The organism is Kribbella voronezhensis (assembly GCF_004365175.1).
GTDB classification, from domain to species: domain Bacteria; phylum Actinomycetota; class Actinomycetes; order Propionibacteriales; family Kribbellaceae; genus Kribbella; species Kribbella voronezhensis.
In genome coordinates this window covers 895831-921669 of sequence record NZ_SOCE01000002.1, presented here as the reverse complement: position 1 = coordinate 921669, position 25839 = coordinate 895831, and the positions used below count along the sequence as shown (strand labels likewise).

At 69.5% G+C, this 25839-nt stretch carries 17 protein-coding genes; 15 read left to right on the top strand and 2 right to left on the bottom strand.

Going from position 1 to position 25839, the window contains the following annotated elements; genetic code table 11:
• The first annotated feature begins 6 nt into the window (after positions 1–6).
• The 10 genes from EV138_RS31585 to EV138_RS31540 are packed head-to-tail and all read left to right on the top strand — an operon-like array spanning position 7 to position 13578.
• On the top strand, positions 7–4233 hold the full coding sequence (locus tag EV138_RS31585) for a right-handed parallel beta-helix repeat-containing protein (RefSeq protein ID WP_133983530.1): 4227 nt from the start codon (positions 7–9) through the stop codon (positions 4231–4233).
• 28 nt (positions 4234–4261) lie between these two features.
• Positions 4262–5506, top strand: a complete 1245-nt coding sequence (locus EV138_RS31580) for a GumC domain-containing protein (protein ID WP_133983529.1) — start codon at positions 4262–4264, stop codon at positions 5504–5506.
• On the top strand, positions 5503–6522 hold the full coding sequence (locus EV138_RS31575) for a hypothetical protein (RefSeq protein WP_133983528.1): 1020 nt from the start codon (positions 5503–5505) through the stop codon (positions 6520–6522). Before EV138_RS31580 ends, EV138_RS31575 begins: the two co-directional genes overlap by 4 nt.
• Entirely contained in the window at positions 6522–7676 is a 1155-nt protein-coding gene (locus EV138_RS31570; RefSeq protein WP_133983527.1) for a glycosyltransferase, read from the top strand. Before EV138_RS31575 ends, EV138_RS31570 begins: the two co-directional genes overlap by 1 nt.
• Positions 7673–8107 carry a hypothetical protein gene (locus tag EV138_RS31565; RefSeq protein ID WP_133983526.1) on the top strand — a complete coding sequence of 145 codons (435 nt, stop codon included), beginning with the start codon at positions 7673–7675 and terminating at the stop codon, positions 8105–8107. The genes EV138_RS31570 and EV138_RS31565 overlap by 4 nt, the downstream gene beginning before the upstream one ends.
• Positions 8104–9162: an aminoglycoside phosphotransferase family protein gene (locus EV138_RS31560; RefSeq protein WP_133983525.1), complete on the top strand. Its 1059-nt coding sequence runs from the start codon at positions 8104–8106 to the stop codon at positions 9160–9162. Before EV138_RS31565 ends, EV138_RS31560 begins: the two co-directional genes overlap by 4 nt.
• Entirely contained in the window at positions 9163–10458 is a 1296-nt protein-coding gene (locus EV138_RS31555; RefSeq protein ID WP_133983524.1) for an O-antigen ligase family protein, read from the top strand.
• On the top strand, positions 10455–11789 hold the full coding sequence (locus tag EV138_RS31550) for a lipopolysaccharide biosynthesis protein (protein ID WP_133983523.1): 1335 nt from the start codon (positions 10455–10457) through the stop codon (positions 11787–11789). Before EV138_RS31555 ends, EV138_RS31550 begins: the two co-directional genes overlap by 4 nt.
• A complete protein-coding gene (locus tag EV138_RS31545) occupies positions 11786–12865 on the top strand; it encodes a hypothetical protein (protein ID WP_133983522.1) in 1080 nt (359 codons plus the stop codon). The genes EV138_RS31550 and EV138_RS31545 overlap by 4 nt, the downstream gene beginning before the upstream one ends.
• Positions 12866–12882: 17 nt before the next feature.
• A complete protein-coding gene (locus tag EV138_RS31540; RefSeq protein WP_166678818.1) occupies positions 12883–13578 on the top strand; it encodes a sugar transferase in 696 nt (231 codons plus the stop codon).
• On the opposite strand, the gene EV138_RS31535 is transcribed toward EV138_RS31540, so the two are convergent.
• The gene (locus EV138_RS31535) at positions 13560–15146 is read right to left on the bottom strand and encodes an MBL fold metallo-hydrolase (protein WP_133983520.1); all 1587 of its coding nucleotides are present in this window, start codon (positions 15144–15146) and stop codon (positions 13560–13562) included. The genes EV138_RS31540 and EV138_RS31535 overlap by 19 nt on opposite strands.
• Positions 15147–15256: 110 nt before the next feature.
• Here EV138_RS31535 and EV138_RS31530 point away from each other — a divergent pair, with 110 nt between their 5' ends.
• Positions 15257–16828, top strand: a complete 1572-nt coding sequence (locus EV138_RS31530) for a DUF4139 domain-containing protein (RefSeq protein ID WP_133983519.1) — start codon at positions 15257–15259, stop codon at positions 16826–16828.
• 38 nt (positions 16829–16866) lie between these two features.
• On the opposite strand, the gene EV138_RS31525 is transcribed toward EV138_RS31530, so the two are convergent.
• Complete coding sequence (locus EV138_RS31525) at positions 16867–18678, bottom strand: ricin-type beta-trefoil lectin domain protein (protein ID WP_166678817.1); 1812 nt, start codon at positions 18676–18678, stop codon at positions 16867–16869.
• 196 nt (positions 18679–18874) lie between these two features.
• On the opposite strand from EV138_RS31525, the gene EV138_RS31520 reads away from it, so the two are divergent.
• From EV138_RS31520 to EV138_RS31505, 4 genes are all read left to right on the top strand, one after another.
• Positions 18875–19465, top strand: coding sequence for a hypothetical protein (locus EV138_RS31520; RefSeq protein ID WP_133983517.1), 591 nt, complete (start codon positions 18875–18877; stop codon positions 19463–19465).
• 365 nt (positions 19466–19830) lie between these two features.
• Positions 19831–23139 carry a S8 family serine peptidase gene (locus tag EV138_RS38530; RefSeq protein WP_133983516.1) on the top strand — a complete coding sequence of 1103 codons (3309 nt, stop codon included), beginning with the start codon at positions 19831–19833 and terminating at the stop codon, positions 23137–23139.
• 315 nt (positions 23140–23454) lie between these two features.
• Complete coding sequence (locus EV138_RS31510) at positions 23455–24750, top strand: discoidin domain-containing protein (protein WP_202867022.1); 1296 nt, start codon at positions 23455–23457, stop codon at positions 24748–24750.
• 15 nt (positions 24751–24765) lie between these two features.
• Positions 24766–25629, top strand: coding sequence for an alpha/beta fold hydrolase (locus tag EV138_RS31505; protein WP_133983515.1), 864 nt, complete (start codon positions 24766–24768; stop codon positions 25627–25629).
• Positions 25630–25839: the final 210 nt, after the last annotated feature.

The window sequence follows — 25839 nt, the reverse complement described above, 5'->3', positions numbered from 1 at the left end:
GAGGTCATGAACAAACGGCTCAAGCACCTGGCGGCCGGATCGGTCATGATCCTCGCCACGTCCAGCCTGGCGGTGCTCACCAGCAGTACGGCGGCCGCGGCCGGCACGGGCTACTGGGTGAACAACGGCGCGGCCAACTGCAGCGACACCCTGGCAACGGCCGGCACCCAGGCCCAGCCCTTCTGCACGATCTCGCAAGGAACCAAGAAGGCGATCGCGCCGGGCGACATCGTGCACGTCGCGCCCGGTACCTATCGTGAGCAGGTCACCGTCAACGCGTCCGGAACCGCCGCGGACCCGATCACCGTGACCGGCGACGGCCCGGGCGTCGTCATCCTGGGCACCCGCGCCCTGGGCGGCGCGGCACTCTGGACCGCGACGAGCACGACGGCCTGGAGTACGCCGTACGCGCCGCCGTCGCCGCCACGGCAGGTGTTCCTGGACGGTCAGCGCCTGGCCGCGGCGGCCTCCGCGGCCACCACCACCGCCAACAGCTGGTTCTACGACGCGACGGCCAAGGTCCTGTACGTCGATGCCGGCGGCACCAATCCCGGCGACGGCCACGCCATCGAGGCGGGTGCCCAGTCCTTCGGCGTCACCGCGAGCAGCCGCGCGAATGTTGCCATCAGCAACCTCGAGGTGATCCGGCCGAATCTGGCCGGTGTCCGGTTGCTGTCCGCGACGGCGACGACGATCGACCACGTCACCGCCTCGCAGTCCGCGAGCAACGGCATCCTGATCGACACCTCGCCCGGTGGCGGCATCACCGTCCGGGCCGCCGCGGTCGACGGCTCGCTGTCGACCGGCATCCGGATCGCAGGCTCCAGCGGCGTCACCGTGACCGGATCGACCAGCCATCACAACGGCCTGCACGGGATCGGCCTGTCCACCTCGTCGAACAACCTGATCGTCGGCAACACCGCCTACGCGAACACGTCCGTCAACCCGGCCGCCACCTCGGCGGGCATCGACGTGAACACCAACTCGCCCGACAACACGGTCAGCAACAACGTCACGTACCAGAACCAGGACACCGGGATCCAGGTCTACAGCGGCTCGCACCGCGCCTTGGTCGTCCGCAACATCTCCTACGCCAACGGCGACCACGGCTTCGACACGCTCGCCTCCACCGGCGTGCGCTACCTGAACAACACCTCCTACGCCAACCGCCGCGACGGGATCTCCGTCGAGGGCAACGCCACCGGCGCGACCCTGGCCAACAACCTGCTGATCGACAACGGCGTCAGCGCGACGGAGTACGACCTGTACGTCGACGCCGGGTCCGTGCCCGGCTTCAGTGCCGACTACGACAGCGCCTTCAACCACACGACGGCCCCGACCACGAAGGTCGGCGGCACGATCTACCCGAAGCTGTCCGGCTACGCCGCTGCCAGCGGCCAGGAGGCGCACGGATCGTCGGCCGATCCCGGCCTCGTCGACCCCGCGTCGGGTGACTTCCGGCTGACCGCGGGATCGACCGCGGTCGATTCGGCCACCTCCGCACCGGCCGGCTTCCAGCCGATCGATGCCGCCGGCAACCAGCTCGCCGACGACCCGATCATCGCGGACACCGGCGCGGGCAGTCCGGCGTACGCCGATCGCGGCGCGCTGGAGTTCCAGCCGGTGGCGGGAGTGACCAACTACCCGCCCCACGCCGCGCTGGTCCTGAACCCGACCGCGATGAGCACTCCGCCTTCGGTTCCGGTGACAGCGGACGCCGGCGGCTCGAGCGACAACGACATCAACGGCATCGCGTCGTACACCTTCGACTTCGGCGACGGCACCGTCGTCGGTCCGCAGCCGGCGGCGACCGCCACCCACACCTACGCCGGTCCGGGCAGCTACGCGGTCACCGTGACCGTCACGGATGCCGCCGGTCTCACCAGCTCGGCGAGCGCGCAGGAAGTCGTCAGCACCCGCCCGGTCCAGACCTATTCGGTCGAGCAGACCAACCCGGCCTGCAGCGACACGGGCCCTGGCACCGTCGCCGCACCGTTCTGCACCATCGGCGCGGCCACCAGGAAGCTTCTCGCCGGTGACACCGCTCTCGTCGGCCCAGGCCAGTACCGCGAGCAGGTCACGATCACCACCAGCGGCGATGCGGCCGACCCGATCACCCTGAAAGCGACCTCGCCGAGCGCCGTCATCGTCGGTACCGACGACGTCTCGGACGCAGCAGGCTGGACCGCGACCGCGACGACCGCCTGGAAGCACACCTTGGCCGCCGCGCCCGGCCAGGTCTTCCTCGACGGCCAGGCGTTGCCCAAGGCAACAAGTGCCACGACCACCACGACCAACAGCTGGTACTACGACACCGCCACCACCAGCCTGTACGTCGACACGGGCGGCACCAACCCGGCGGCGGGTCACACCGTCGCCGCGGGTGCTCGCAGCTTCGGCATCCTGCTCCGCCAGGTCAGCGACATCGCCGTCTCCGGCTTCGCCCTGCGCCAGCAGAACTTCAACGCCGTCGACCTGGACCGGACCCAGCGCATCACCCTCGGCAACCTCGACATCGCCCAGGCCGGTGCGCCCGGGATCACCGTCGACGCCTCCAGCAACGCGAGCCTGACCGGCATCCAGTCGGCCTTCAACCTCTCCATCGGCGTCCGGTTCTTCAACTCCACCGACAGCGAACTGCGCAACTCGATCACCCACGAGAACCAGCACCACGGCGTCAGCGTCCAGGGCAGCACCCGGGTCACCGTGGCCGGCGTCACCAGCTACGGCAACAAGCGCCTGTCCGCCCGGCTCGCCACCGGTATCGACGTCAGCTCCTCCTCCGCGCAGACGCTGGTCGAGGCAAACCTTGCCTATGGCAACGACGACTCCGGCATCGAGACCTACAGCGGCTCGACCGGTACGACGGTCCGCCGCAACGTCGTCTACGACAACGGTGACCACGGCATCGACACCTCGTTCGCGCCGGCCACCACGGTGCTGTCGAACACGGTGGTCCGCAACGCGACCGCCGGGATCAACTTCGAGGGCGGCTCGACCAACTCCGTCAGCCGGAACAACGTGGCGATGGACAACGCCGTCGGCAGTACCCGGACGATCGGCGACATCCGGGTGGACGAGGCGTCCAGCCCGGGGACCACGCTCGATCGCGACCTGGTCTTCCAGACGTCGGCCACCGGGAACCTGTTCGAGTGGGCGTCGAAGGGCTACACCACGATCGCCGCCTACCGGACCGCCAGCGGCCAGGAGGCGGCCGGCGCCGCGGCCGACCCGCGCTTCGTGAACCTGACCAGCCGCGATCTGCACCTCACCAGCCGCTCCCCCGCCATCGACGCCGCCGACACCGCGGTCACCGGCTGGACCGCGACCAACCGCGACGGTACGGCGCCCGTGGACCACCCGGCCATCCCGAACACCGGCGTCGGGCCGATCCTGTTCGCCGACCGCGGTGCCTTCGAGTACGTCGGCCCGTCGGCCAGTGCGACCGTCACCCCCGCGACCGGGTTCGCCCCGGTGGACGTGACCGTCGACGGGTCGGCCAGTACCGCTCTCGGCGCGCCGATCACGGCGTACCGGATCGTCTGTGGCAACGGCACGGTGCTGACCACCGCTAGCGGCGTCTGCCAGTACGTCGCAGCAGGTACCTTCACCCCGACGCTCACGGTGACGGACTCGTCCGGTCTCAGCGACACCTGGACCAGCGCGCCGATCGTGGTGAAGCCCAACGGCCTGCCGACCGCGCGGATCACCGCGACGCCCAGCCAGGCCTACCGGCCGCAAGCAGTCGTCCTGAACGCCAGCGCGTCGTCCGACGCCGACGGCAGGCCGCTGGTCAGCTACACGTTCGATTGCGGCAACGGCCAGACCTCGGCTGCCCTGACCACTTCGTCGTACACCTGCAGCTACCCGAACGCGGGCAGCTTCACCGCCCGGGTGACGGTGCGCGACACGGCCGGCGTGACGAGTACGGCGACCACGCCGGTCAAGATCCTCGCCGACGTCGCTCCGACCGCGGACCTCAAGCTGAACAAGACCTCGATCAAGCTGAAGCAGTCCGTCACCGCCGACGCGTCCGGCTCGACCAGCGTCGACAAGTCGCCCATCGCGACCTACCAGTTCAGCTGCGGCAACGGTTCGGTCCAGCCGGTCCAGACCACGCCGACCACCACCTGCACCTACTCCTCGATCGGGTTGTTCGTCGTCAAGGTGACGGTGACCGACACGGTCGGGTTGTCCAGTTCCGCTACGAAGACAGTGCTGGTGCTGCTGTGAGGCACATCAGCGGACGAAGGGCACAGCGATGACTCTCGAAGAGATGTTCCGTCGGATCGTGCGGGCCCACCTGGGGATCATCCTGGTGTGTGTACTGCTGCCGGTCGCCGCGGCGATCGCGCTCCAGTCGAGCAAGCCGGCCACGTCACTGGCGTCGATCCGGCTCCAGGTCGTCTCGGGCGCGCCACGGTCGGCGACCGAGGCCGAGGGGATCAGCAGCCGGGTCCTCGCGCTGGCGACGACGCCCGGCCTGCTCGACGCCTCACTGAAGAAGGCCGGGGTGCAACGCGAGCTCGCCGACTTCGCGGCCACGCACGTCGCCGCCCAGCGACTCGGTGAGTCGTCGATCGTCGAACTGAGCGTCACCGACCACGACCCGGTCGCGGCCGGACGGATCGTCGCCGCCCTGGCCGAGCGGGTGACTCTCTTCATGAACAGTGGCGACCGGGCCGCGTTCAACGCCGCGATCACCAAGCTGGACAAGCAGGTCGACGACGCCACCGCCCACCGGAACAAGCTCACCCAGCAACTCGCCGGCATCGCCGACATCAACGCGCGGGGCAATATCCAGACCCAGATCCAGTCGGCTGACCAGTTGCTGTCCCAGCTCACCACCCAGCGGGCCTCGCTGACGACCGCCGACGCCACCCGCGACATCGTCGTACCGGTCGGCGACAAGCCGGACGTCAGCCAGGTGCGGTCGTCGATGCTCCCCCAGGCGGCGCTGGCACTGCTGCTCGGCCTGATCCTCGGACTGACCGCCGCCGCGGTGCTGGAGACGATCCGGCCACGAGTAGCCAGCGTCCGGGCGCTGGCTCACCTCCTCGAGGCACCTGTGCTCGGCAAGTCGTCCGAGGAACTCACCTCGCTGCGCAACACGATGGCGCTGGCGGCCCGTCGGCAAGGCGTCGACGCGGTCGTCCTGATGGGCGCGGACGACTCCGACGCCGACACGGTCAGCCACCTGCTCTTCGCGCTGGCGAGCTTCTCGTCCGCTCCGCACCGGGCGAAGAGTACGACGCCCGGCGGGGCCGAGGACGTCACGGAATCGAGTCTGCTCGGGCTCGACTCTCCGTTCGCCGACGTCCGGTTCACCGGATTGTCGGCCGTCACGCCTCAGGACGAGATGACCGCCGGCGTGGTGGTCGTATCCGGTGGCAGCCTGCTCCTGCGCCGGCTCGACGACTTGGACGACATTCTCAAGGCCGTCCGCTGGCCGGTGCTCGGTATCGTCAGCGGTCCGGCCAAGCGTCGCTTCGGCAGGCTGCTGTGACCGGCGTACCGATCACCCGCACGCTGCTTCACACCGCCGGCCAGCGAGTTGCCGTCGAGCAGTCCGCGGCCGCGGTCGCCACGGTCCTCGCGGCCACCGGCGGCGGCGAGAGCGGCTGCGACGACGTGGCCAACCTCGTCCTCTCGCTCGAACGCTCCAAGGAACGCTTCGACACCTCGGGCTGTGAACCGGTCACCCGCGGCGTGTGGGCGACAGGCCGGCACGAGGCGATCATCGCGAGCGCCGGCGGCTCCGGATTCAGCCAGCTCTGGTCGATCGACGAGGACGGGCTCCGGGTCATCAGCCGGTGGACGCCGTCGGCCAAAGAGGCAGCCGCGGCCCGGCTGCTCCCGGCCAGGCACCATGCGCTGACCGGACAGGTGCTCGTCCACTACCCGGCGCTCTGGCTGGCCATGCAGCAAGGCCTCGCACCGCTGCACGTGTCCGTCGTCCGGATCGCGGGAGTCGCCGTGCTGTTGGCGGGACCGGGCGGAGTCGGCAAGTCCAGCCTGGTCTCCCGGGAAATGGCAGCAGGTGGCCGGGCCACCTGTGACAACCTCGCCGCCTGCGACGGGACCATCGCCTACGGGCTGGCCGAACCGATCCGGCTGCCGGCCGAGCTGACCGAGCCAGGCGGCCGCAGGACCTATCACGGCCGCCGCGAGCACGGCTGGGAAACGCGGCTGCGATCGTTGCGGCCAGAACTGATCGTGGTCCTGCGCCGCGGGCTCCAGCCGGATCCTCGACTGCGGCCCATAACCGAGTCGGAGGCCACCCGGGCCATCGTCGCGGGCACCTACGCCGCCGGTGAGCTGCTCCGGTTCTGGCCGATCGCTGCGGCCCTCGCGATGGCAACCGGCTGCGGACCGGCCCACCCACCGGTCCAGCAGGTCGCCGCCACCCTCGCCGCCCGGTTGCCGTGTCTGGAACTCCAACTGGGCCGGCAGCCCGGTGCCGGCCTCACAGAGCTGCTGCATCCGTACCTCGATGCCGTCCACTCCGACAGCGTGTCCTGATGACGGCTCGGATCGAGGTCGCGCAGATCGTCACCCGCTTCATCGCCGGAGCGGGCGGAGTCGCCCTGCGCGGCGTACTGCCGCTGGACCCTGCTCGTTACGCCGTCACGATCATCACCGGTCAGGGCGGCCCGTTGACCGAGCGGGCCCAGGCCGCCGGTTTCCACGTCGTGATCGAACCTTCCCTGGTCGCCCCGCTTTCACCGCGCGACGACCGGACCGCTCTGCGCCGTCTCACCAGGCTCTGCGAGACCGACGGGTACGACGTGGTGCACACCCACAGCGCGAAGGCCGGAGCCCTGGGGCGTCTCGCGGCACACCGTGCCGGCGTACCGCTGATCGTCCACACCTACCACGGCTTTCCCTTCCACGAGTTCCAGAACCCGGTACGGAAGGCGGCGTACATCGCCATCGAGCGCAGGCTCGCCGCGATCACCGACGCCGTCCTCGCGATCGGCAGCGGGGTCGCGACGGAGGCACTGCGCCGTGGCCTGGCCAGGCCGTCGACCCTGCGCACGATCGCGCCGGTGGTCGAGGCGATCACCGTGCCGAAGACCACCGAGAGCCGGGCTGCCGCCCGGGCCGAGCTGGGGCTTGACGACGAAACCCCAGTGGTCGGCACCGTCGGACGGATCGACTACCAGAAGGCACCGGAGCACCTGATCGCGGCAATCGCCAAGCTGCGGCACCGCGACGCGATGGCGGTCTGGATCGGCTCCGGGCCGGGACTGGCGCGAGCTCGGGAAATCGTCCGCCACCAAGGGCTTCTGGATCGTTTCGTGTTCGCCGGCGAGCGATCCGACGTCGCAGGTCTGCTGCCCGCGTTCGACGTGTTCGCGATGGCCAGCAGGTACGAAGGGCTGCCCTGTGCCGTGGTCGAAGCGATGCGGTGCGGTGTACCCGTAGTGGCGACCGCAGTGAACTCCGTCCCGGATCTCGTCGTCCCCGGTGAGAGCGGAGTTCTGGTCCCGCCCGGCCGACCGGAGCTGCTCGCGGCCGCCATCGACGGCGTACTGGACGATCCGCGGACCGCGGAGCGGCTGGTTCGGCAGGGCCGGTTGCTGGCCGGAGCGACGTTCGATGCCGAGCGGCTGGCCGAAGTACTCGACCAGGTGTACTCAGGCGGCCTGACCGCAGGTCTGGTACGGCGATGAGTCTCGCGAGGCCGGCCGGCCGGTCCCCGCTCGCCACGTCACCCTGGATGACCCTGTGTCCACCCGGCACGCTCGAGATCGACGTCCGGACCGACGACGCCGTCGTGGCCGAGCTCGAGCCGGGTCTGCCCGTCCTGCTCGTCGACCAGCGCCCGTTCAGCCGCCGCCGGTTGCGCCGGCTGGCGCGGCGGCTGGCGCTCGAGATCGAGCGCGAGGTCATCGTGCTGCCGACGCTGCACCGGCCGGTCGTCCTGGTCGACGACACCGAGCCGTCGGTGCGGCATTTCTGGACCACGATCGCCACCGTCCCGCCGGGACTGGCGCTCAGCGCTCTGCCGGCGTCGGCACTGATCGGTCTGGCCCGGCTGCTGCCGTGGAGCTGGACCGGCGCGACCGCACCCGGCCGCGTTCTCTTGGGGAGAAGACCATGACCGAAGCACCTCGCTCGATCCAGCCCCGGCCGCCACGGTCGGTGCACGAAGTCCTGTTCGCACCGGACACCCGGGGGATCCTGATCGCTGCCTCGCGCGATCCGGACGCCAAGCTGACCTTCATCGTCACCCCGGCACCGAGCGCCTACCCCGGCCGGCCGACGGGCGCGATCGCCGTCAAGATTCCGGCCACCGCGGCGGCCGCGGCGGCGATCCGGCACGAGACACAGATGCTGTCCGACCTGCGCGCTGCCGGCCTCGGCAGTCTCGCCGGCATGGTTCCGCAGTACCTCGAGACGCTGGACAGCGACGGCCTGCCGGCGCTGGTGTCGACAGCCTTGCGGGGCAGGCCGATGAGCGTGACCTATCACCACTGGCTGCACACCGCGCGGCGTCGCTCGGTCGCTGTGGACTTCGCCCTGGCCGGTGGCTGGCTCCGCCGGTTCCAGCGGGCGACCGCGGGCGAGGCAAGCCGGATCCGCTGGGCCGAAGAGGTCAGCGACCAACTGCGCGACCGCTGGCCCGCCCATCAACGGCTCGAGGCCGCTCTGCTCAGGCTGACGTCGGCGGACCACCTGCTGGGAGCCGAACGGGTGTGCCGGTCGATGGTGCACGGCGACTACTGGTTCGGCAACCTGCTGGTGCACGACGACGTGATCACCGGTGTCGTGGACTGGGAGTGTGGTGCTCGCAGTGGCTGGCCGCTGCGGGACCTGGTCCGGTTCGCGGTGAGCTACTGCCTCTACCTTGATCGCCACACCCGCCCCGGACGCCGGGTTCTGCGGCACCGCGGACTGCGGCGTACCGGCTTCGGCGCGGGGATCAGCTACGGACTGCTCGGTGACGGCTGGCTGCCGGAGCTGGTCCGCTCCTACCTTCGCGACGGACTCGCCGCTCTCGGGCTACCCACCGAGCTCTGGTACGCCGCCGCACTGACCGGCCTCGGTGAAGTGGCCGCGCTGGCGAACGACGACGACTTCGGCAGCAGCCATCTCGAGCTGCTCGCCGGTCTGCCGCTGTCGGCCCCGGGCCGGCAGGAACCAGGGGTGAGCTAGATGACCATCATTGCTTCGCACCGAGCTTCCGGGGGGATCAGCCGGGCCGGCCGGCCGCGCGGCGACGTACTCGCGACGATGATGGGCCTGACCGTCTGCTTGTTGCCGTTCCTGGTCCCTGCCGGGCCTGGTAACACCGCTCTGGCCGACGTCGGCATGACTTTGTGCATCGGGCTGGCCCTGCTCTGGTCGGTCCGGGAGCACCTGCCGGTCAAGGTGCCCTATCTGCTGGGCGTTGCCGGACTGGTGCTCGGTGGCGCCTTCGCGGCATACATCGCGCAGGCACCCGTCGGCGTCGGCCTCGTACTGGCCCAGGACTTGCTCCTGCTGGCCTGGGGTGCGGCACTGGCCTTGGGGCGCCACAACCCGGCGATCGTGTCCGCCGTGACCCGCGCCTGGTGCCGGACCGCGCCGGTGTACTCCGGTGTGATGGCAGCGGCCTACCTGCTCGGCATCAACGCGCTCAGCGGGGTCTCGGCCAAGGACGGCGTTCGCGCGTCCTACACCTTCGGCGACCCGAACCTGGCCGGCAACTACCTGGTCGTCTCCTTGTTCGTGATGGCGGCGTGCAAATGCCCGCGGTCTCCTGGCGTACGGCGAATCGCCTACATCCTCGTCGTGACGGCGATCGGCTTCACCGGATCGAACGGCGCGATGCTCACCCTGCTGGTCGGACTCGTGCTCACGGTCGCAGTGACCAGATACCGGCGTAGCGGCCCTGTGGCCGGCCTCAGCACGCTCGCCGTGTCGATGCTGCTGGCCGGACTGGTGTTCACCTTCGTCATGCCACGGGTCGACCTGGGGCAGGTCCGTGAGGCGGCAGCCGGCAGTGTCCCGCTGCTGCGTGACTCCTTCGGCCGGAGCGCCAGCTCCACCAGTGAACGTGCAACGATCGTGCACGAGGGAACCCGGCTGTACTTCCAGGGAGACGTCACCGGGTACGGCCCTGCCCGCACGAAAGCCACGCTCGCCGCGAACCAGGCGCCCTACGTCAAGGAAGCGCACAACGACTACCTCGCAACCCTGCTCGAACGGGGCCTGATCGGCGCGCTCGGGCTGCTCGCGCTGGGCCTCGCCATCGGCGTCCGCTGCTTCCGGCTGGTGATCGGCACCCTGCCGGACGCGTACGCCGCGCTGGTGCCCAGACCGTGGTTGCTTGCCGTCATCGGGCCGGTGATGGCGACCGCGGCCGGGTTCTACGAGGTACTGCACTTCCGGCATCTGTGGACCTGGCTCGGTCTCGTCGCCGCGCTGGTGCTCGTCCTGCAGGACCAGCAGAAGAAGCGGGTCTCATGAGCGGCCGGCTGCGTTTGCCCGTCAGTGGCGAGATGTTCCGAACCGTGGTGGCGAACACGTCCGCGCGGGCGCTGGCGATCGCCGGGCTCACGCTGGCGACCGTGCTCGTCGCGCGGACCGGCGGCCCGTCCGCTGTCGGTGAATATGCGCTGCTACGGATGTTGCCCGGGCTCGTCGGTGTGCTCTGTGTCCTGGGCCTCCCCGGTGCCCTGGCCTACTTCCTCGCGGCTCCCCGGCGGGACCTGCCGCGGTTGTGGCCGACCCTGATCGCCATCGGCTTCGGTGGCGCCTTGCTGGGCACGGTGGCCTGGCTGGCGGCTTCACCGGTCATCGCGCACGTGTTCTTCCCGCAAGAGTCCACGCTGATGATTGCCGCGGCCGGGCTGACAGTGCCGACACAACTGGTACTCACCCTGGGTAAGACGACGCTGCAAGGGCTCGAGGACCGGCGAGGCGGCGATGTGGTCATCGCCGCCGAAGAGCTGGCCTTCCTCCCTTGCTACCTGCTGCCACTGGTGACCGGGATCCACGGTGTCGCTGCGATCGTGATCGGCCTCGGACTCGCCGATCTCGTCGTCGCGGTCGAAGCCTGGCGCCGGGTGAGCCGGTTGCTCGGCTGGCGGCGGTTCGGCTTGGCGGCCGACGGCCTGGGCTGGTTCGGTCGGCCGGACCGCGCGCTGGGCGGGCAGATCGCGTCGTACGGCCTGCGCGGGCAGGTCGGTGGTCTCATCACCTTGCTCAACCTCCGGCTGGACTTCGCGATTCTCGGGGCGATGGCGGGACCGGCCGTGCTCGGAAGCTACGCCGTCGCCTCGAAGTACGCCGAACTGCTCAGGCTGCCCGGCAACGCGTTGACCTGGGTGTGCTACCCCCGGCTGGCGAAACTCGGGCAGGCGGAGGCGGCGGCGTCCGCACGGCGGATGATCCGGCCCACCCTGATCGGGATCCTGCTGGCCGCGATTCCGGTGGCGCTGCTGACCTCACCCGTGATGCGGCTTCTGTACGGCGCGTCTTTCGGCCCGGCTGTGACGCCGGCGCGCGTGCTGCTCGCCGGCATGCTGCTCGCGGGAGCGTCCGGGGTCGCGAGCGCCTACCTGTACGGGCGTGGGACCCCCGGCCTGAACTCGATCGTCCTCGGCTTCGGCCTGCTCGTCACCGTTGTCCTCGACGTGCTGCTGATTCCTGCGCACGGTGCGTTGGGCGCGGCCATCGCCTCCACAGCCGCCTACCTGTCCACGGACGCCTTGCTGATCGGCGTACTGCTCCGGCTCAGCACGCCCTCGAGGGCCCGTCGCAGCAGCACAGTGCAGGCAACCGAGGTGTCCGCATGAAACTCGCCGTACTGGCACTGCCTGTGCTCATTCTCATCACCGGTTGCTCCGGCGGGTCACCGGACGCCAATCCGACCAACGCCCCGCCCGGCATGACCAGTACCGCACTCCCGCCGCGGCCGACGGGCGGACCGACCGGGGTGTCCTTACCGTCCACCGCACCCGGACCCGCCTTCACCGCCGACCGCTACGTCGAGCTCGCGAACGCGCTGCACAAGCGTGGCGTCGCCATCTGGTGGGAGACCGATCTGGTGGCCCGCTGGCTGGAGGGCCCGGGCTCATTCGACCAGGCGATCGACCGGCTCGGCGCACTCGGGAAGGTGCCGGGGGTGGTCGGGTTCAAGGTGTCCGACGAGATCGGCTACCACGACGGCCTGCAGACCGTGGCGGAAGCGGCACAGTTCCTCCGGGCGGCCAAGACGCGGCTCGCACAAGTTGCCCCAGGCAAGCAATTGCTGGTGGACGCGGTGGTGCCGGAGCTCGGCTGCCTGCCGTGGCGCGGGACCAACCAGCAGGGCTGCGCGCAACGCGTCCGGCTGAAGTATCCGGCGGCCACGGCGGCCGCGCTCGAGGGCTACCTGCGGGCCGGGCTGATCGACCGGCTCGACCTCAGTACCGGTCTGCTCGAGGAGGCGACGTACGCCAAATGGGGCCTGACCAAACGGGAGGCCCAGGTGGATGTCTGGAACCGGGTGAAAGCCCAAGGGTGGCCGCAGCTGACGATCCTCCAGGCCCGCAAGGCGCTCGCCGAACCGGACGGCTACCAAGGAGACACCGGACAGGCGAACGACGACGCGGTCACCTACATCGACGTACCGGTCGCGGCCGGAGCGCGGGCGGTCGACATCTGGACCTGGCGCCAGCAGTACCAGGGCAACGTCGTCAGCCTGCTCGGGCCGGGCCTGTCCGGAAACCCGCTGTGGACCGAATTGATCCGCCGGCGCGCTGACGGCCGGCAACTCATCACCCATATGACGCCGTCGCAACTGCCGGCCGACAGCGCCGCCTTCGGTCACGAATGCGACCTGGCCGCAGCCGCCTTCAGCGCGGTCTTCGTTGCCGCCGGCACCGGCTGAAGAAGGAGGAGCCCACCATGTCCCAGCTCACCCGCACCCGGAGCAAGGCGTCCGCCGGCCGATCGGCGTACGGCATCGGCGCGATCCGGCGAACACTCGACGTCGTGGTCGTCGTCCTGCTGTCGGTCGTGGTGGTGCCGATCATCGCGATCGTTGCCATCGGCATCTTGCTGACCGATGGCCGGCCGGTGTTCTTCCGGCAGTCCAGGGTCGGCGAGAACGGGCGGCGCTTCACGCTCTACAAGCTGCGGACGATGCGAGTGGTTGCCTCGGGCCCCGAAGTGACCGCCACGGCGGATGTCCGGATCACCCGGCTCGGCGGCGTACTGCGCCGTACCGCGATCGACGAACTCCCCCAGCTGTGGCATGTCCTGCGAGGCCAGATGACGCTGGTCGGGCCGCGCCCGGAGAGCGACGCGCTCGCCAGGCGCTACCCAGAGTCCTGCAGGCCGATCCTGCTCGCGCGCCCCGGACTCACCGGCCCGGCCCAGCTCCACTACCGGGAGAAGTCCGCGGTGGCTCCGCCGAACTGGTCCGATGTCGAGGCCTACTATCTCCAGGTGCTGGTCCCACTCAGGGTCGCCGCCGACCAGGAGTACCTGGGCCGCCCAACGCTCAGGCGAACGCTGCACTACCTGTTGCTGACGGCGTTGTTCGTCACCGGCCTGGCCGATGTCCAGCGATCGGTCGGGAGTCAGACCGCTTCCGAGTAAGGCTCGTCGCGCCTGATGTGCAGCGAGTCGGCGCGGGCGTTCAGGCAGTCGCCGGTGCGGAGATCGAACTCGAAGTTGTGGCCCAGGCAGCGCAGGACGCCGTTGACGACGACACCTGTCTCGGCCAGATCCTCACCGGCGTGCGGACAGAAGCGACTGACCTGGATCGTCTCACCGTTCACCGTCAGCTCGATCGTCTCGCCGGGATCACGAGCCGCCTCGAACTCCTCCACCGCCCGCAACGCGGCCCGGTCCGCGTGCTTGAGCAGCCCGACCAGGTAGTCGTTGTACTGGTCGGGCTGACGGCGTGCGGTGAAGCGGAGCGACAGCAACAGCTCCTCCCACCGGGTGCGGCCCGACACGACACCGTCGAGCCAGCGCCCGTCCAGGATCAGCCGGTAGTCCGCGTGGCAGTCGCCACCGTCCAGGTCGACCCGTACCCGGTCCGGCCCGATGTGGGCGTCCCACACGCCACCGTTGGGCCCCTCGACCTCGAAGCGGACCGTCATGCCGATCCGCGCCAGGAAGTACTCCGACAAGGTGCCCAGCGACTCGAAGTGGGCCTTGAACCTCTCGGCCAGGCCGGGCGACGGCGGCGGGTTGGCCGCCCAGACAGCATCGATCGCGGCACGCCGGCGTACGGCGTACTCGTCGAGGTAGTGCCGCCTCGCCTCCGGGCCGGCGTCGAGCGAGAAAGCCTGCCACTGTGGGTCTCTGGTGACCGCGAGACTGCCGAGGTCCACCTTGTCGCCGGGCAGAAGGCAGACGCCGGGTTGCTCGGGCAGCCGGTCCGCGAGCCAGGAGAGCGCCTCGCCCTGGTCGGGGAAGATCCCGCCGGGCCTGAGGCCACTGTTGAGGTCGAACAGGTCGTCGTCGAGAAAGCACGGCGGACCGGCGTACGGCATGACGAGTCGTGGCTGGACCTGGCGGACCAGCCGGGTGACGGCCTTGAACTTGCCGACCCTCTTGATCGTGGCGATCCGCTCGCGCTCGACCTCGTCGTACTCGTACCGGACGGGGTGCCAGCTCGCGCCCGACATCTGCGCGCCCATCAGGTCGAGCCGCCCGCCGGCCTCCGTCATCGCGCGCCGGGTCTGACCCAGCGAGATCCGGGCGTCGTTGGTGTGCAGCACACTCCGGCCCGCGACCTTGATCAGTACCGCGGCGTCGTGGCTCATCGGGCACTGCTCAGGGATCACCGTCAGCCAGTCGTCCGGCCCCAACGGGTACCGCTGCCAGGCATCCAGTACGACGACGCGAGTGCGGCCGATCGCCCGGAGCCGGCGTTGCATGATCGTCGACGGGTACCGCGGGATCACCACCGGAACCTCCGCCGGCAGTCCGGCGATCAGGTCCAGGTCGAGGTGGTCGAGATGCTCGTGCGAGACGACGACGAGGTCGACGTCGAGCAGGTCGGGAGTGAGCAGGTGCGAGTTGTCCGGGAACGGGAACCATGCCCCGAGAAAGGCACCGGTCGCCGACAGCCAGGGATCGGCCAGCAGACGGACGCCGGGGGCGTCGAGGCGCAGACCGGCATGACCCAGCGCGGTGACCGTCGGCTCACTCATGTTCCCAAGGCTCCCGGGCGAGCCGGGCCGCATCATCACCCGCTCGGACGAGAACCACTACGCCGTCTGGGCCAGGTCCTGCTCGTGAGTGCCGCGGCTACTGTCGGGGGATGAGCGAACTTGTGGTGGATGCGCCGATCGTGGCTGTCGTTGTCTATCCCGACCGGGCGCGGGTGACCCGGCGAGGCCGGATCACCGTGCCGGCGGGCGATCAGACCGTGTACGTCGAGCCGCTGCCGCTCGCCTTGCAGGAGGACTCGGTGCGGGTCTCCGGTCGCGGGCCGGCCACCGTGGTCGGGGTCGACGTGGCGACGCGGCATCACTCGCAGGCGCCGGACGAGACGGTGGCCGACCTGGAACGCCGACGCCGCGAGGCCGAGGCCGAGGTCGCCGAACTGGTCGATGCGGATGACGTCCAGGCCCAGCTCGACACCTTCCTCGCACAGCTCGGACGGCGCGCCGGTGGCAGCTTCGCCCGGACCCTTGCGGCCGGCGAGGCGGGCGCCCAGCTCGGCGAGTTCACCGAGTCGCTGGCCGCCCGGCTGTCCGCCGTACGGTCGAAGCGACGGGAACTGGCCGGCCAACGCGAGGAAGCCGAGGAGCGCCTCGCCGCCGCCGATCGCCGGCTGGCCGAGGTCGCGCAGCAACGCGTGCCCGACCGCCGTTCGGCCGCCGTCGCCCTGGCGCTGGAATCCGAGGCAGACGTGGAACTCGAGCTCTCGTACGTCGTACCGGGCGCCGGCTGGACCAGCTCGTACGACGTCCGCCTCACCGGCGAAGAGCTGACGCTGAACTGGTACGGCCTCATCACCCAGCACACCGGCGAGGACTGGCCCGAGTGCGACCTGACGCTCTCGACGGCCCGGCCGATGGTCACCGCCAAGGTGCCCGAGCTCGATCCGTGGTACCTCGACCGCTATCACCCGCCGGTGCCGGTCTCGGCTCCGCCCGCGCCGGGCGCACGCCGGATGAGTCGCGACGCCATGCCGACCGCGTTCGCCGCCGAGAGCGTCCAAGCCGCGGGACCCGCCTTCGCCGACCTCACGGCGACTGTCGAACAGGGCGTGACGGCGGCGACCTACACTCCCCCACGACCGGTCGCCGTACCCGCGGACGGTGCTTCTCACCGCGCGACGATCGCTTCCGTCGGCCTCGACGCCGAGCTGGACTACATCACCGCACCCGTCCGGTCGACCGACGTCCACCTGCGCGCGACGGTGGTGAACTCCTCGGCGCACACGTTGCCCGCCGGGAAGGCCGCCGTCTTCCACGAGGCGGACTTCGTCGGCTCGGCCGCGCTGCCCTTGTGGGCTCCTGGCGAAGAAGTCGAGCTCGCCCTCGGCCTGGACGACCGGATCCGCGTCGAGCGCAAGCTGGTACGCCGTACGGCGAGCAAGGCGACGCTCGGCTCGACGCGTCGCCGCGAGGTCGAGTACGAGACCCGGATCGAGAACCACACCCCGCGGACGGCCCGGGTCACGGTGCTGGACCAACTGCCGGTGGCCCGCGACCACGAGATCGCCGTCAAGCCGATCAGCACCGAACCCGAGCCGGCCGAAGTGACCGACCTCGGCGTCGTCACCTGGAAACTCGACCTGCCCGCCGACGACGAGGTCCGCATCAAACTCGGCTTCCGCGTCGACACCGCCAAGTCCGTCGACCTCACCGGCTGGCGCGAATAGCCGGCCGGCTGGAGTCGTCTGCCGAGGGGGCGGCGCGGCTAAGGGGCGGGTGGGGTGTCGAAGGGGGCGCTCCAGGTCTGGTTGGGTTGGTGGCTGCCGCAGGTGTAGGTGGCGACGATCGAGTTGGGGTTGGTGAAGTCGCTCCCCGCGATGTCGACGCAGACGCCGCTCGCCTGACGTAGTTGGCCGGAGCGGTTGTAGGTCCACTTCTGCTTGCTGTCGTTGCTGTTGCAGGTCGCGAGGCGCAGGCCGGTGGAGTCGCCGGAGATGCAGAGAGTGTTGTTCTGCAGGGAGGAGATGAGGCCGGTCGGCTGGCGTTGCCATTGCTGGTTGCTGTTGCCCGTGCAGGAGTACAAGGCGACCTTGTGACCGGCCACCGCGCCGGTGTAGGCGTCCAGGCACAGGGCGGAGGCCTGGAACGCGCTTTGCGGAGCCTGGAGCTGACCGACGGCGATAGGCGCTCCGCAGCTTCCCGGATCGACGGTGAACATCGCGGTGTCGTGGCTCGCGATGGTCGTGCTGATCGTCGACTGGACCGACAGGTTGGTGTGCGTCCACAGATTCCGTGCCGTCCGGGTGCAGGTCGTGTTGCCGAAGCCGAGACGGGCAAGGTCCAAGGTGTAGTTGATCGAGGCCGCGTTCTTGTTCAGTACTGCGACGGCGCGGCGACCCCCGGCAAGCGGCTTGACCACGACATCGACGCCGGCACTCACCGACGAATTGTCGCGGGAGGCGAGGTAACCGCCCGCGCCGAGCGAATCCTGGTCGACCGCGATGATGTCGCTGTTCTTCAGGATCGCCAGCTGAGCCGCGTACGTCGTGGGGTCGGCGGCCAGCTTGCGGATGTCGGAGCTGATCATCAACGGGGAACCCATAGCCGACCAGAGCGCGAACTGGCTGCGCTGCTCGGCCAGGCTCAGTTGGTTGTTGTCACCGATCAGCAGCATGTCCGCGTCGTTGTGGTTGCCCGGGCCGTCGTACCGGGCCAGTGCCACGGTGTCGTTCAGGTTCTGCAGCACGCCGCCTTCGTAGTAGTCGCCGCCGTGCGGCCAGCTCCAGGCGGAGGCGCTGTCGCCGTGCCAGACGGCGATGTCCGGGCTGACCCGCCACATCTGGCCGAGCGTGCGCACCCAGTCCAGCGAGTTGTACTTCTCCGAACTGGTCGGTCCGTAGCCGGCCGGAGCGGACTCGTTGAAGAGGATCTTCCGGCTGGTGTTGGCCGTGGCCGTCTTCAGAGCGTTGGCCATCGTGGTGAAGACCTGCTGACGGTTGCTGGTCGTCGTCCCGCAGTTGTCCAGCTTGAGTGAGTCGATTCCCCAGTAGGCAAGGGAGTTGGCGTCGGCCTGTTCGTGTCCCAGCACTCCGCCGGGCACGCCCTGGCAGGTGTTGACGCCCGAGGTGCTGTAGAGACCGGTCTCCATCCCCTGGCTGTGCACGTAGTTGGAGTAGTCGGTCAGCTCCCAGTCGAAGCCCGGCTGACTGCTACCGCCCCAGGTGGCCGCTCCGTGCAAGTAGCCCGCGCTGGTGCGCTGCATCCAGCAGTCGTCGACGGTGAGGTTGGTGTAGCCGGCGGCCACCAGCCCGGTGTCCTTCATGGCCTTGGCCTGGTCCTGCATGAACTGCTGGAACGAATAGCCGGTACGGGTGCCGTCGAGGCGGGCCTGTGCCGCGCAGGTGAACCGTGCCCAGTTGTTGAAGCCCATTATCGGTTTCACGCCGATCGGTGTGCTGGTGTTCGCGGCCACGCTGTCGGCAGCGGCGGGGCGCAGAGTGCTCACCCCGAGTCCCGCTCCGGCCAGTACGACGGCGACGGCCAGTGCGGCCGATCTGCGGCGGTTGACAGCGATCATGCTCATCTCCTGGGGTGGGGCGGCCTACGGGTCTTGAGCAACTTGCGCCAACTGTCTGCACATTGTTGAATGAAGAAGCTAGTTATGCGCAGTTATCAGCACCAAGTGCAAGCATCATGGAACCGCCCCCGATCGCTGTCAAGGCACCGGACCCACGTTTTCGCCAAACGGCGGTGCCCCCGTTAAGGTCTCTCGCGTGTCCTCTCTCGATGTCGCCGCACCAGACCAGGAACTGCCGGATCTCGTGGAGCGCGACGTCGCCGACGTCGGCGTGGCCGCCGCGCGGATCGAGTGGGCGGGGGCCGCTCGCGAGCTGCTGCTCGTCGCCGCGAAGAAGTACCAGGGACTCGTGCAGCACAAGGACATCGCGACCGGCGTCCAGGACCTGACCGGCATCCGCACCAAGCAGCCGACCCGGCAGTGGATCGGCGGCGTGCTCGCCGAGGTCTCCGCCGAAAGCCTGCGGCGCGGTGAGCCGATGCTGTCGGCGCTGTGCGTCAACCCCGACGAGAGCGTCTTCGACGGGTACGCCGCGATCGTCGGCGCGGCCACCGGCACCACTCCCCCGGACCCCGATACCCACGCCTCCCACGAGCGGCTCGCGGCCTACCGCCACTTCGGGGCGGCCGGGCTGCCGGCCGATGGCGGCAGCGCGATGATCCCGCCGAAGCTCGGCGCCTTCCGGGCGCGCGCCCGGAAGGCCGCAATCGCCGAGCGCCCGATCAACAAGTGCCCCCAGTGCAATCTGCAGACGCCGGCCACCGGGGTCTGCGACACCTGCGACTGATTCGGCCGGGACCGCCGCGGCCACGACAACGACGGCGGGCTGACGCTCGGCCCGGCAATTTTGACGCTCGGCCCGGCGATTGCCTGGAGCAACGTCGGCGACGGTCCGGCGAGCTCGGGCACGTCGAGCTCTGGCTGCGACCGGAGTTAGGGCTTAGCCTCGGCTCAGGCAGGCACCGTGGGGGTGCCGGCCGGCACGCCGGAACCCGGGGGGGTTCGGTCACGGGACCGAGGGGCTGACAGCGGCGACCTGGGGGGTCACCCTGACGTTCGACGTGGCTTCCTGCGGTGACGGCGTCTTCTGCCTTCACGGGAGGCCCGCGTATGCGATCCACGATCCACCGACGAAGTCCCCGACGTACCGTCATGGCCGGTTTGTCCGCCGGTCTGCTGCTCGCCGCCACGCTGCCCACCACGGGCGCGATCGCGGCAGACCCGTCTCCCCCAGGCGCCCGGAAGTTCACGGCGACGCCACTCACGCTCGCCAGCACTGTCAACGGCGCCAAGTCGCCGAGCGGTCAACTGGCCAAGAGCGATCCCGCGCTGATCAACAGCACGTCGGCCAACCAGGTCCGCGTGGTCGTCAAGCTCGACTACGACTCCCTCGCGGCCTATCGCGGCGGCCTCAAAGGCCTGCCAGGCACCAGCCCCTCCGTCACCGGCAAGCGCCTGGACCCGAAGGGCACGAACGCCGCCAAGTATCTGAAGCACGTGACCACGATGGAGAACGACTTCCTCGCCGCGTTGCGGACCAGGATCCCGAGCGCCCGGGCCGGACAGACTTTGCGCACCGTGTACGGCGGTGTCGCACTCAGCGTCCCGGCGAACAAGGCCCGCGACCTGCTGAAGTTGCCTGGCGTCGCGGCGGTCCAGCAGGACAACCCGCAGCAGTTGCTGACCGACTCCAGCGGCGACTTCATCGGCGCCCCGACGATCTACAACCAGCTCGGAGGTGCGGCCTCCGCGGGCAAGGGCGTGATCGTCGGCATCCTCGACAGCGGCGCGTGGCCCGAGCATCCGTCGTACGCCGATCCGGGCACGCTGCCGGCGCCACCGGCTACCGCTGACGGCGCACCGCGCGTCTGCGACTTCGGCGACAACCCGCTGACACCGGCGAACGATCCGTTCGTGTGCAACCGGAAGCTGATCGGCGGCCGGCCGTTCCTCGACACCTACAACGCGGTGATCGGCAGCGAGATCTACCCCGACTCCGCCCGTGACTCCAACGGTCACGGCACGCATACCTCGACGACGTCGGCCGGTGGCCCGGTCGCGGACGCGAACCCGCTGGGCATCAGCCGCGGGCCGATCCGCGGCATCGCACCCGCGGCTGCCGTCTCCGTCTACAAGGTCTGCGGTGCGGCCGGTTGCTTCCCGTCCGACTCGGCGGCGGCGGTCGCCCGGGCCATCCTCGACGGCGTCCGGGTGATCAACTTCTCGATCTCCGGCGGCAGCGACCCGTACAGCGACCCGGTCGAACTGGCCTTCCTGGACGCGTACGCCGCGGGCGTGTTCGTCTCCACCTCGGCCGGCAACTCCGGTCCGGGTGCGAACACGACCGATCACCGCAGCCCGTGGGTCACCACGGTGGCGGCCTCCACCCAGAGCCGAACCTTCCGCTCGACTGTCACCCTCTCGGGTAGTGGCGCGACCGCCACGGTCTCCGGTGCCTCGATCACGGCCGGAATCAGTACGCCGGCGCCCGTCGTACTGGCTGGTTCCACACCGGGGTACAGCGACGCGACCTGCAATACGCCTGCTCCTCCTGGCGTCTTCGCCGGCAAGATCGTCGCCTGTCAGTTCACCTCGGGCCGCGTGATGAAGGGCTTCAACGTCAAGCAGGGCGGCGCGATCGGAATGCTGATGTACAACTCCGCGCCGTTCGACGTCTTCACCGACAACCACTGGCTGCCGGCCGTCCAACTCGAGAAGCCGGACGCCGACATCCTGTTGTCGTTCCTCGCGGCACACCCGGGCACCACCGCGTCGTTCACGCAGGGCACGAAGACCACCTGGCAGGGCGACGTGATGACGTACTTCTCCTCGCGCGGCCCCGGCGGCGATTTCCTCAAGCCGGACGTCACCGCTCCCGGTCTGCACATCCTCGCCGGCCAGACGCCGACACCCGAGTCGCCGGCCGAAGGACCGCCCGGCAACCTCTACCAGGTGATCGCCGGTACCTCGATGTCCTCACCGCACGTGGCCGGTGCGGCAGCGCTGGTCTTCGCGCTGCATCCTTCGTGGACACCGGGCCAGGTCAAGTCCGCACTGGAGACGACGGCAAAGACCGCGGTCAAGAAGCCCGACCGGGTCACCCAAGCCGACCCGTTCGACGACGGTGGCGGTCGCATCGACCTGACCAAGGCAGGCGACCCCGGTCTGACCATGGACGAGACCGCTGCGAACTACGCGGCCTCGGCCACCGACGCGCTGAACCGGATCGATCTGAACCTGCCCTCGGTGAACGCGCCGACCATGCCGGGCCTGATCACGGCCACCCGGACCGTCAAGAACGTCACCAACCAGACGCTCACCTTCACCGGTAGCGGCACAACCGTCAGCGGAGCGAACATCACCGTGCTACCACCGGTGTTCTCCGTGAAGCCCGGCAAGACGCAGAAACTGACGATCGCCATCACCGCACCGGCACTGGCCGACGGTCAGTACTTCGGGCAGGTCAACCTCAAGCAGGTCGGCGGCAGCCGGGCCTTGCACCTACCGGTCGCGTTCTTCCGCCAGGAAGGCATCGTGCCCATCGACCAGACCTGTACGCCGTCGAGCATCCCGCGGAACACCGGGCAGTCGACCTGCACGGTCACTGTGCAGAACAACAGTTTGCAGACCACCGACGTCACGGCGGCCAGCACGCTGAGCTCGCAGCTACAACTCACCAGCGTCACGGGCGCAACCAAGATCGGCACCCAGTTGGCGACCAAGACCGCCACGCTGGCCGGGCGACAGCCTGACCGGCCGGTCATCGCGCCGGGCACGAGCCCCGCGGGCTACCTCCCGCTGGACCTCTTCGGCATCACGCCGACGCCGATCGGCGACGAGCAGGCGCTGAACTTCAACGTCGCGCCGTTCGTCTTCGCCGGGCAGACGTACAACAAGCTCGGCGTCGTCTCCGACGGCTACTCGGTCGTCGGCGGTACCACGGCGGCGGAGGACGTCCAGTTCGCGCCGCAGAACCTGCCCGATCCCGCGCGCCCGAACAACGTGCTCGCCTCGTACTGGACCGACCTCGACGGCACCGGCGCTCCGGGCGTGCTGGCCGGCAACCTGACCGACGGGGTCAACAACTGGCTCGTCATCGAGTGGCGGGTGCATCTGTTCGGCACCAACACCCTGAAGGTGTTCCAGCAATGGATCGGCACCAACGGTGCCGAGGACATCTCCTACACCTACGACCCCGGCAACCTGCCGGGTGACCCGGGGCCGGCGTACGGCCTCACGGTCGGTGCCGAGAACTTCGAGGGGACGGCCGGCAGCCAGATCACCGGTCCGCCCGTCGAGGACTACCGCGTGCAGAGCGCACCCGGTGCGCCCGGCGGGTCGATGACGTACTCGATGACCGTCAAGGGTGTGCAGAAGGGCACCGGCACCGTCACGACCGGGACCTCCACGCCACTCGTCAAGGGCCTCACGATCGAGGTGGACAAGATCACCGTCAACTAGTTCGACCAGGTCCAGCCGGCTTGGCCGGTTGGCTTTCAGCTCGACCAGTTCGGGCCGGATCTCCAGGATCCGGCCCGAACTGCTGCTGCCGGCCGGTTGCGCGCCGCGCGTGCTGCTCGGTACAGTCACTTATCTGTTAAGAAGGTTTACTAACTGTTCTGCTTCACCTGACCCCGCCCCGTTAGGCCGAAGGAGCGCGTCGTGTACCTGTTCCGCAGTACCGCCTGGTCCGCCGCAGTTGTGGCGTTGTTGTTCTCATCCGTGACAGTCACTCCGGCGAGAGCCGCGGATGTCCTGCTGTCACAGGGAAAACCCGTGACGACCTCCAGTACCGAGAGCAGTTCTTTCGCCGGCACCAAGGCCGTCGACGGCTCGGGCACGACCCGGTGGGCCAGCGCGGAGGGCGCCGGCCAGCAGTGGTTGCGGGTCGACCTCGGCCGGATCGCCACTGTGCACCGGATCAAGGTGGACTGGGAGGCCGCCTACGCCACGAAGTACCGGCTGGAGATCTCCGACGACGGCGTCGCCTACAGCACGGTCGTTGCCGTGGACAACGGTGACGGCAGGACCGACGACCTGGCCGGTTTCACCGCGCGCGGGCGGTATCTGAGGTTCGTGGGTCTCACCCGCGCCACGCAGTACGGCTACTCCTTCTGGGAACTCCAGGCTTACGGTTCCATCACCGGGGACTCGCAGACCGGATGGCCCGGTGGCGCCGCGGTGACTGTTGCCGATGGCACCAATGTCTTCGGCGAGAACCTCAGCGGGCTGTCGTTCGAGGGTCCGGACGTGTTGTGGGCGGTGAAGAACGGGCCCGGCACCTTGTACCGCCTCGTCCGTGACGGCACGCTCTGGCGACCGGATGCGATCGGCGGCCGAGCGGTGAACTACCGCGACGGCAGCGGCGATCCTGACGCCGAAGGCGTGGTCCGTACGCCGGACGGGTTGCTGGTGGCAACAGAACGCGACGGCGACGACGACGGGACCAGTCTGGCCAAGATCCTCCGGTTCGATCCGGCGTCCACGGCGAAGTCGCTCAATGCGACTGCGGAATGGGACCTCACCGACGACCTGCCGGCGGTGGACGCCAACAGCGGTCCCGAGGCGATCTCGTGGATACCGGACTCGTTCCTCACCGCACAAGGCTTCCGGGACGAGCGCACGAACGCCCCTTACACCCCGAGCTCCTATGCCAACCACGGCACCGGCCTGTACTTCGTCGGGCTCGAGGACAACGGCATGGTCTACGCGTACGCGCTGAACCAGTCCGGCGGGACCTTCACCCGGGTCGCCGCCTTCGCGGGCGGATTCCCGACGATCATGGACCTGGAGTTCGAGCCGGAAACCGGTCTGCTCTGGTCTGTCTGTGACGACACCTGTCAAGGACGCAGTGCGACGCTCTCGATCACCAACGGCAAGTTCACTGTCTCGCACACCTACGATCGGCCGGCGCAATTGCCCGACTACAACAACGAGGGCTTCGCGATCGCGCCGCAATCCACCTGTACCGCGGGGCGTAAGCAGGTCGTGTGGGCCGACGACGGCAACGACGGCGGCCACGCGCTCCGCGCCGGGACCCTGCCTTGCACCGCGCCGGCGCAGCCCGGCTGAGCCTAGGATGCGCTCATGGAGCGACTCGAAGTCGATGGTGGCCGGGTGCTGGAATACGTGGTCGAGGGACCGGCGGGTGGCCGGCCCCTGGTGATGCATCACGGCACGCCAGGTGTTGCGATGACGCTGGCGCCGATCGCCGAAGCGGCTGCCAGGCACGGTCTGCGCTTCGTGACTCACAGTCGGCCGGGTTATCGCGACAGCACGCCGCAGCCGGGGCGCCGAGTAGCCGACGTGGCCGGCGACGTCGCCGTACTGCTCGATGCTCTGGGAGCTGACGAGTTCGTCACCCTCGGTTGGTCGGGTGGCGGCCCTCATGCGCTCGCCTGCGCAGCTCTACTGCCGGACAGGTGTCGCGCCGCGGCGAGCGTCGCGGGTGTGGCGCCGTACGACGCCGACGGGCTCGACTGGCTGGCCGGTATGGGCGAAGAGAACATCGCCGAGTTCGGAGCAGCGGCCACCGGCAAGGAAGCGCTGGACGCCTTCCTCACCGAGGCGAGTGCCGGACTGAAGGATGTCCAGGCCGACGAGATCATCGCGGCCTTCGGCGACCTGTTGTCCGAAGTCGATCAGGCTGCGCTGCGCGGCGGCCTCGCCGACTTCCTCGCCGCCTCCTGTCGTGCCGCCGTCTCCCGCGGGTACGACGGCTGGCGCGACGACGATCTCGCGTTCCTCAGCCCGTGGGGCATCGACCTGGCCGGCATCGGGGTACCGGTGTCCATCTGGCAGGGCGACCAGGACCGGATGGTCCCGCGCGACCACGGACGCTGGCTCGGCGACCACGTCGCCGGCGCCACCACCCACCTGGTCCCCGGCGAAGGCCACCTGTCGCTGATGCACAACGTCGACGCCATCGTGGCCCAGCTCGCCCGCGCCTGACCCCCGCATCGACGAACGATCGGACTTCGGGCAGGCTCAGCACGGTGAGGCGCTGATGCTGCTGCCGTCGTCACCCTCCTCCTGACCTGGTGGCCTACACCATCCGCTTCGGCTGATCACCCTCGGTTGAGGGCAACTATGTCTGCTCGCCGGTCGGCCGGGACTGTTCGGGTTAGGAGCCCTGAACAACGACTGCGACCACTGGTCGAA